Origin of the sequence: Scytonema sp. PCC 10023, assembly GCF_963920835.1 — a bacterium.
Classification (GTDB): Bacteria; Cyanobacteriota; Cyanobacteriia; order Cyanobacteriales; family Nostocaceae; genus Kalymmatonema.
This window is the reverse complement of the sequence record NZ_CAWUDP010000038.1, coordinates 83,627-91,497: the sequence shown is the minus strand read 5'-3', so window position 1 is coordinate 91,497 and position 7,871 is coordinate 83,627. Positions and strand designations below refer to the sequence as shown.

The 7,871-nt window shown below is 44.4% G+C and carries 3 protein-coding genes and 1 pseudogene; 2 read left to right on the top strand and 2 right to left on the bottom strand.

The annotated features are described in order from the left end of the window. Nucleotides 1-51 precede the first annotated feature (51 nt). A pseudogene (locus tag ACM0OZ_RS22850) lies at nt 52-331 on the top strand (zinc ribbon domain-containing protein); the annotation flags it as partial. An 80-nt stretch (nt 332-411) separates the two neighbouring features. Here ACM0OZ_RS22850 and ACM0OZ_RS22845 read toward each other — a convergent pair. Together ACM0OZ_RS22845 and ACM0OZ_RS22840 are read right to left on the bottom strand one after the other, a co-directional pair. Next, the gene (locus tag ACM0OZ_RS22845; RefSeq protein WP_414585102.1) at nt 412-1,482 is read right to left on the bottom strand and encodes an NAD(P)H-dependent glycerol-3-phosphate dehydrogenase; all 1,071 of its coding nucleotides are present in this window, start codon (nt 1,480-1,482) and stop codon (nt 412-414) included. An 18-nt stretch (nt 1,483-1,500) separates the two neighbouring features. After that, nucleotides 1,501-3,042, bottom strand: coding sequence for an FGGY-family carbohydrate kinase (locus tag ACM0OZ_RS22840; RefSeq protein WP_414585101.1), 1,542 nt, complete (start codon nt 3,040-3,042; stop codon nt 1,501-1,503). Between the two features lie 432 nt (nt 3,043-3,474). Here ACM0OZ_RS22840 and ACM0OZ_RS22835 point away from each other — a divergent pair, with 432 nt between their 5' ends. Beyond that, a complete protein-coding gene (locus ACM0OZ_RS22835; RefSeq protein WP_414585100.1) occupies nt 3,475-7,851 on the top strand; it encodes a caspase family protein in 4,377 nt (1,458 codons plus the stop codon). The last annotated feature ends 20 nt before the right edge of the window (nt 7,852-7,871 follow it).

Here is a 7,871-nt window from a genome sequence, read left to right as displayed (position 1 = left end):
GGGTAAGCTTTTGGCAGCATAACCCTATCTAAACTTGCGCCGTATTGTACTAGTTCCAAGCTCTGTTCTAATTGTTTCTATCAGATGGGTGAGATGCCGCTACAGGTGAGGGATTGGACTTGTCCTCATTGCGGTACTCATGATGATCGTGATGGCAATGCAGCCATCAATATTAGAACAGAAGGAATCAGATGGCTATTGGCGGAAGGTTCAGCCGTCTGGAGCTGTAGGAGGGGAGATAAGACCAAAGATGGGGCGAAAGTCTCATTTGCGGCACTCGCCTATGAGTACAGAAGCCCACGCTGTACCCGATAGGGTCAGCGTTGGGTAGTTCACTAATGTAAACTGGCTCACCAATGACATAGCTACGAATGTTCGTGCCAAGAACATAGCTTGTACAGATAGTCAAAGTCAAATGGTAGGGGATGGAGATTGAGCAAAAAATCTCTCCCAAGGAATAATTGCCGGGGCATTATGGCAGACAATATCAATCATAGTACGTAATAAAGGTAGGGCGATATCATCCAAATCTCCTCTGGCAATCAGATTTTCTACCGTGTGCCCAATTGCTAAAGCTAAGGAAGCACCCTCAACAGTATCATTTGGCATATATTCGGCTTTAGCTTGGCTGTAGGGGATACCCAAACCCAACAAACGACCCATACGGCTGTTACGACCACCTTGACAGGTTACATACAAATCGCCGCAACCAGGAAGACTGTAGACGCTTTCGGGTTTGCCTCCCATCTTGTTTACTAAGTAGGCTGTCTCCCACATACCTTGAGCAAAGATAGCCGCCGCCAAATTGTGCATTTCTGCATCATTGACAGCTTTACCTGCTTTTTCTAAAAAGCCAATAACTAAGCCAACAGCAAGGGCGTAGACATTTTTCAGTGCCACACACACTTCAACGCCAATAATGTCGGTACTTGTCCAAATGTGATAGTAAGAAGTACGCGCTAACTGGGCTAAGTGTGACAATAAAGCTTGATTTGTACTGGTAAACATCACGCAAGTATGGCGACGGGCTGCTAATTCCTGAGCAATGGAAGGACCACCAATAGCAGCAATTTGGATGCTCTCACGTATACTATCTGGCAAATTAGCGCACAGAACGTCAGGCAAAATTGATAACTTTTCGCCATCACCCGCCAATCCCTTCGTGACAGCCAAGATAGGAATTTCAGCTGACAATACCGGACTGAGGGCTTGGGCTACCCATTCTATACCGTGAGAATTAACGCCAATGACAACTAAATCTACACCTTTTATGGCTTCATTCAATTCGTTATAGCTATAAGGTGTAACACTTTCTCCTACCTGGACACCCAAACGAGGATGGGGATAACCCGCTTGTAACTTGGCAATAATATCATCGTCTAGGTGCGTCCCGACTAAATTAACGCTATGTCCGTTATCAGTAAGAGGGACACTTAAGGCAGTTCCCATCACGCCAGCACCCAAAATTAAAATTCGCGCCATTTTGCTTGTAATTCCTAACTAGTTTTTTTGAAATTGAGTTAAATCAGTCAATCGCTGCACTAATGACTGCAAGGTAGGAAATAATGGTTTGTAGACTTGAGTGTAGAGTTTTTCATAAATAGCTTGGGTTTGGGAATTTGGTGTAAAACGTGATCCAGTACCCGTCATCAATGAAGCAGCAATATTAATATCAGGATACCACCCCACTGCTACCGCTGCGAGAATACCCGCTCCCAAGCAAGTGGCTTCCGTAGTTGTAGAACGCACCACTGGCACACCCGTAATATCAGCAATAATTTGACACCAAAGATTGCTTTGAGAGCCACCACCCATAACTACATACTCGCTAAACCTTTGATGCATTGCTGCCATTACTGCATCCCCTACAAGTCTTTGTTCAAAAGCAATCCCCTCCAAAATTGCCCGATAAAGATGTTCTCGTCCATGTGTTCCTGTCCAACCGATAGTAATACCAGAGGCGCTAGCATCCCAATAGGGATTCATGACATGGTTCCAGTAAGGTACTAACATTAACCCATCTGCGCCTGGAGGTAGTTTTGCTGCCGCCGTTTCCAAAATTTCTTCTGGAGTGAGGTTCAAATTAGAAGAGCGCAAATCGTTGGCAAATTTTTCTACAAACCAGTTAATCGTGAATACACCGCCCAATAACACAGTTTCCAAAAAATAAGATTTAGGAATGGGCGCATACATAGTACGGAAGGCAGGATTTACCAGATAATCACTGCTTTGGATGCCACTGACAACCGCAGTGCCTAAGTTGAGATAGGCGCGGTTATTGCCAATAGCATTTGCACCCAAGCCTGCACACTGACCATCTCCAGCACCAGCAATTACGGCTAAACCGCAGGGTAATCCTGTTGCTGCTGCTGCAATTTCATTGACATAGCCAATTATCGAACCTGGTTGTACTAAGGAGGCAAATTGTGATTTTTGTAGTCCTAAACAAGAAAGTAAATCTTCTGCCCAAGTATTAGCTTGCATATCTATGACTCCCATTGGGTCAGCAGAAGCTAAACTAGTGCGGAAATTTTTGGTCAACTGGTATACTAAATAGCCATGAACGTCTAAGAATTTATGGGTGCGGCTAACAGTTTCCACCTCATGTTGGGTTAGCCAAATAATTTTAGGTAGAGAAGGAGTCATCGCATTTGGTTTACCCGTCAGTTGGTTAATTTTTTCTGTGCCGATTTTCTCTGCCAAAAAATTCACTTGCTGATGGCTGCGTTTGTCCATCCAGACAATAGCATTGCGAACGGCTTTACCTTCATGGTCAACAGCTACAAAAGTTTCGCGTTGATGGGTGATACAAACAGCCTCTACCTGTTTAGTATCTATCTGACTGAGCAATTGTTTGATAGAACTACAAGTACTATGCCACCATTGGGCTGCATCCTGCTCATACCAATTTGCTTGTGGTTGTAATAGGGGATAACTTGCTCGTCCTTCGGCTACTGCTTTTCCTTCTCTGTTCCAGGCGATCGCTTTACACGCCGTTGTACTACAGTCGATTCCTATTACTAATCGGTTGTGATTAACCATTCTACTGATAGTGGTTTGTGCTAGCTTTTAAACTCAGGCATAGGTATAGATGGGATGAAGCGGACTCCAGAAAGCTTTTACTCGAAAGACGGCTCAAATCGCTTGGAGGGGCGATAACTTCGTTAAGCTTTCCTTCGGAACGCTGCGCGAACGCTAACGCATCACCAAGGACAAGGGAAGCCACCCCGGATACTGGGTACCATTCATTTTATATTAATTGGTAACTGGCGAATAACCCCGTAGAGTATCACTCTGGGTCTGTTTGCAGATTAAGCCAGGAATATTAATGTATTTTTTGTAAAAGCTAAAAAATTCAGTAGAGTGAATAGTTTTTAAGAAAAGAATGAATGGAGCGATCGCCCAAACGTTAGCATGATTGAAGCGATCGCTTTTTTTGAGAAGTTCTGCTATTCAAGAAGGGGCATTGGATTTATGGCAGAAATCAAACGCAGTCTGGCAGTGGTCATCGGCATTAATCAATACGTCAATGGCATTCCAGAACTCAAAACCGCAGTCAATGACGCTATAGAAATCGCCCATACCCTAGAAACCAAATACCAATACCAAGTCCTGCGACTGTTGGATGAGGATGCAACGGGTACCCATCTCAAGGAACTCTTTGCTGCCTTTGAGCAGCAGACACTCCCATTCTCCGATAGCGAAGCGGTAGCGACGTTAGGAGCGTCTCGCACTACCACCCAACTTCACCCCGATGACCGACTGTTGTTCTACTTTGCCGGACATGGCATTGCCTTAGATGCACTCTCCAACGCCGATGGTCCGGCGGGCTTTCTGGTGCCCCAAGATGCGCGGATGGATAACGACAGCAGTTTGTTGCCGATGAAGCGGCTGCACGATGCCCTACTGGCACTGCCATGCCGTCATTTGTTAGTCATCCTTGACTGCTGCTTTGCTGGGGCATTTCGTTGGGCAGGACAAAGACAGGTGGTGCGATCGCAGAAAATGTATCGGGAACGTTACGAGCGCTTCATCTCAGGTTGTGCCCAGCAGGTGATTACCTCTGCTGCTGATGACGAGAAAGCTGCCGATTACCTGTATCGTTTTGGACAGCGCAGCGAGCATGAGGGACACTCTCCCTTTGCCGAATTGCTCTTCAAGGGACTCTCTGGAGCAGCCGATTTCATCGGTGACGGTGTTATTACAGCCACAGAATTATACCTGTACATCCACGGCGAGTTGGGCAAGACAAGTGCCAAACAGACGCCAGGAATGTCCCAACTCAAACGTCATGACAAGGGCGAGTATATCTTTCCCATCCCTAGTTTTGAGCCAAATAAATTAGACAAAGCCCCTCCTTTGGATGAAAATGCCAATCCTTATAAGGGTTTAGAGTCATTTGCAGAAAACGACAGTGACAAGTTTTTTGGCAGAAAAGCGTTAACTGAAAAACTCCAAGAATTCGTCACGACAAATCCGTTGACAGTAGTGTTGGGAGCTTCCGGTTCGGGAAAATCTAGCTTAGTCAAAGCGGGATTAATTCCTCTGCTCAAGAAAAATCAAGACTCTTGGCGCATCCTGCCTCCCATCCGTCCGGGAGAGTCCCCGTTCAACGCATTGAATAAAGCACTGGAACGAGAAAACTTACCCGTTTTTGCGATTCCTAGCCACGTGAGTAACAGTAGCGACAACAGCCAGTGGTATGAACAAGGCTTGCAGAATTTGTCTATGAACTTAACTGCCTGGAGAAATCTTCATCCCAACTCCAAGCTGCTGCTAGTCATCGATCAATCTGAAGAAGTCGTCACCCTCTGCCGGAGTGACACGGAACGGGAGATGTTCCTCAATGGTTTGGCGAGGGCACTCAAAGCCTTTCCCGATTGGTTACGGATTGTGCTGACGCTGCGAAGCGACTTTGAACCCCAACTTAGGGAGACTGTCTTAGAACCTTATTGGAGTGGGGCGCGATTTATTGTCCCGGCGATGACGCGGGAGGAATTACGCCAAGCCATTGTGGAACCCGCCTCTGCCAAGGTGATGTATTTCGAGCCGCCAAAGCTGGTAGATCAGTTGATTGATGAAGTGGTGCAGATGCCAGGAGCGCTGCCCCTACTCTCTTTTACCTTAAGTGAGCTTTATCTCAAGTACATCAAAAGTGTCAGACAAGGCAAACGGAATAATCGGGCGATTACTCAGGAAGATTATGAACAACTGGGGGGAGTGGCGCGAAGTCTCACCCAAAGAGCGGACTGTGAATATGAGGAGTTGAAGAAGCGCGATTCAGCATACGAGCGAACTGTGCGCCATGCTATGCTGCGGATGGTGGCAGTGGGTGGGGGTGAGTTGGCTCGCAGACGAGTGCTATGTACTGAACTAGAGTATCCACAGCCAGAAAATGCGCGAGTCAAGGAAGTAATTGAGCGCTTTGTTGCTGCTCGCTTGTTGGTGAAAGGACGAGATATAGAGAATCAGGAGTATGTTGAGCCTGCCCATGATGTTTTAGTGCGGGGATGGCAAAAGCTACTGAGTTGGAAACAACAGGAACAGGAAAGTTTAATTTTACAACGGCGGCTGACACCTGCCGCTTTGGAGTGGAAAAGTCAGCAAAAACGAAAGTTTCTGTGGAATGCCGATCCACGCTTGGATTTGTTGAAGCAGGTACTCAATTCTACTAACAACTGGTTCAACACATTAGAAGCTGAGTTTGTGCAGCAAAGTATCAGAAAAAAGCGCCAAAACACGATTCTGCTTTGGGGTAGTGTTATTGGGGCATTTGTCGTGTTGAGTAGTGCTACCCTTATCGCATTTAATAAGTCGATAGATGCCTTGAAGCAGACTCTCGAAGCTTATAGGGCTTCATCCAGAGTACTCTTGACCTCCAACAAACAGTTAGAAGCACTGGTAGAAGGAGTCAAAGCTGGAGAAACGCTGAAGCAAAATTTACCTTGGCTTGGTGAAGATACTAAGATTCAAGTTGTAACTAACCTACAGCAGTTGATTTACAAAGTCAGAGAACGCAATGGATTGGAAGGACATAATGCGAGTGTTATGAGTGTGAGTTTCAGTCCGGATGGTAATACAATTGCTTCAGCGAGTAAGGACAATACCATCAAATTATGGAGGCGCGATGGTCAATTACTCCAAACACTCCCAAATCAACAGAATGTAGTTTTTAGTGTTAAGTTTTGTCATCGTGATGATCATATCTTAGTTTCCGCTAGCGATGATAATACGGCAAAAGTCTGGCAGCGTCAGCCTAATGGCACTTTTAAATTGCGTAATTCTATTAAAGATAACGAAAAGATTGGAGCCGTTAGTTTAAGTCCAGATTGCCAAAGCATTGCAACTGCTAGCATAAAGAATTATACGGTGAAGCTCTGGCGTCTGGATGGTAAACTAATCAAGGCTTTCTTACCCAAGCACACAGATCAAGTCAAGGGTTTGGATTTTAGTCCAGATGGTCAGACTATTGCTTCAGCTAGTTGGGATAACCATATCAATATTTGGAACATAAAATCCGGCAAACTCATTCACTCTATTAAAGATAGCTACGCGTTTTATGGAATGCGTTTTGTTGATAACAAAACTATTGCTTCAGCTGGCCAAGATGGAATTGTAAAGCTTTGGGATATAAACGGTAAACCACTCAAAATTCCCTCTATGAAACATGATAATATAGTTCGCTCCTTAGATGTAAGTCCGAACGGCCAAATAATCGCTTCTACCAGTGAAAATGGTAGTGTAAATCTCTGGAGACGAAAAGACGGTAAACTGCTGGATAGTTTCCAATATCCAGGCAGCTTTGCCAATCAGGTTAGTTTTAGCCCCGACAGCAAAATGATTGCTTTAGCTGGTGAAGATCAAACTGTTAAAATTTGGAGCATTGAGGGTATTGTTTTGCCTACAAAAAACTTTTATGGCAGTAGCCTTAGTTTCAGTCCAGATAGTCAAAAAATTGTCTCAGGAGATCACGAGGGATATATAAGGCTTTGGCAAAGGAATGGCAAATTTTTGTGGTTTTGGAAAGCGCATGATAAGAGAATATCAAAAGTAAGCTTTAGTCCTAACGGTCAAGAAATTGCTTCAGCTAGTGAGGATGGAACTGTAAAAATCTGGGAGTTGAAGGGAAAATTAATCAAAACTATGCAAGAAAATACAAAGAGTGTTTTGGATGTGAGTTTTAGCCCTGACGGCAAAACTATTGCCTCAGCTAATGCTGACTATACAGTCAAACTCTGGCGTCTGAGGGATGGGAAATTACTCAAAAAATTTCCAGGACATACTGATAGAGTTATGAGCGTTAGCTTTAGCCCGGATGGCAAAACTATTGCCTCAGCTAGTGATGACAAAAAAATCATACTCTGGCATTTGAATGGAACATCGCCTAAAATCTTTGAAGGACACCAAAAAGGAGTTTTGGCTATAAGTTTCAGTCCCAATGGCAAGATGATTGCTTCAGCTAGTGCTGACAGGAATGTAATACTTTGGAATGTCACTGGTCAGCGTTCCAAGGTTTTTCGAGGTCACAGAGGAAGCGTTTATAGAGTTAAGTTTAGTCCGAGTGGTAAAATTTTAGCTTCAGCAAGTAGCGATGCAACAATCAACCTTTGGAAGGTGGATTGGAAGGGGGATGATAGTTCGTTGCAAACGCTACCAGGACATGATAAGTCAGTTTTTGATCTCAGTTTCAGTCCTGACAGTAAAACCATTGCTTCAGCTGATTTTAGTGAAAAATTGATTACTTGGAACTTAAATTTAGATGATTTGTTGAGACAAAGTTGTAGTTTGCTCCAGAACTATGTTAAGTCTAAAAACGCTCCCCGTAAAATTGATATTTGTAATCAAAGTTAGTTCAAATTTATTTTTGTGAT